The 853-nt window shown below is 68.7% G+C and carries 1 protein-coding gene; it reads left to right on the forward strand.

The window, feature by feature from the left end:
* Positions 1 to 17 precede the first annotated feature (17 nt).
* Positions 18 to 853: polyketide synthase dehydratase domain-containing protein (locus OOZ19_RS29960; protein WP_266093532.1), on the forward strand; the 836-nt coding region annotated here is incomplete at its 3' end.

Genomic DNA, 853 nt, shown 5'->3' on the forward strand with positions numbered 1-853 from the left:
GAGCAGGTCGCACCGTCGTGGAACTACCGACCTACCCGTTCCAACACCAACGATACTGGCTCGAAGCCCCGCCATCGACCGACCACCCGCTGCTGAGCACAGCCCTGTCCTTGGCCGATGGGGGCGGCGCGGTGCTGAACGGCCGGTTGTCGTTGCGCACCCATCCGTGGCTGGCTGATCACGCCGTCTTAGGGTCGGTGTTGTTCCCCGGTACGGGGTTCGTCGAGTTGGCGCTGCGGACCGCGGACGAGGTCGGCGCTGCCGGCATCGAAGAACTCGTGGTGTCGGCGCCGCTGACCCTGGCGGAACGCGGCGAAGTCCATGTCCAGGTGACGGTGACGGCGCCCGATGAGACGGGCCGCCGCTCACTGACCGTGCACTCGCGCACGGACGAGGAGTGGGTGCTCCACGCCTCCGGCATGCTGACCCAAAACCACCAGGACACACCGGTCTGGCCGAAACAATGGCCACCAGCCGGGGCCGAAACCGTCGACGTGCAAGGTCTGTATCGCGGACTGGCGGAGGCGGACTTGACCTACGGTCCGCTGTTCCAGGGCCTGACCGCAGCGTGGCGGGTCGGCGACGAGGTACTAGCCGAGGTCACCCTCCCGGATGGGGCGGTGACCACCGGCTTCGGACTGCATCCGGTCCTGTCCGACGCGGCGTTGCACGCGGTCGGGTTGAACGCGGGAACGCAGACGCGGTTGCCGTTCGCCTTCCGGGACGTCTCGCTGCACGCGGTGGGCGCTTCCACGCTGCGCGTACGGGTGTCCCCTGCCGGTACGGACGCGGTGTCCGTGGAACTCGCCGACGCGGCCGGACAACCGGTGGCGTCGATCGGAGAACTGGTGCT

The organism is Saccharopolyspora sp. NFXS83 (genome assembly GCF_026241095.1).
Classification (GTDB): domain Bacteria; phylum Actinomycetota; class Actinomycetes; order Mycobacteriales; family Pseudonocardiaceae; genus Saccharopolyspora_C.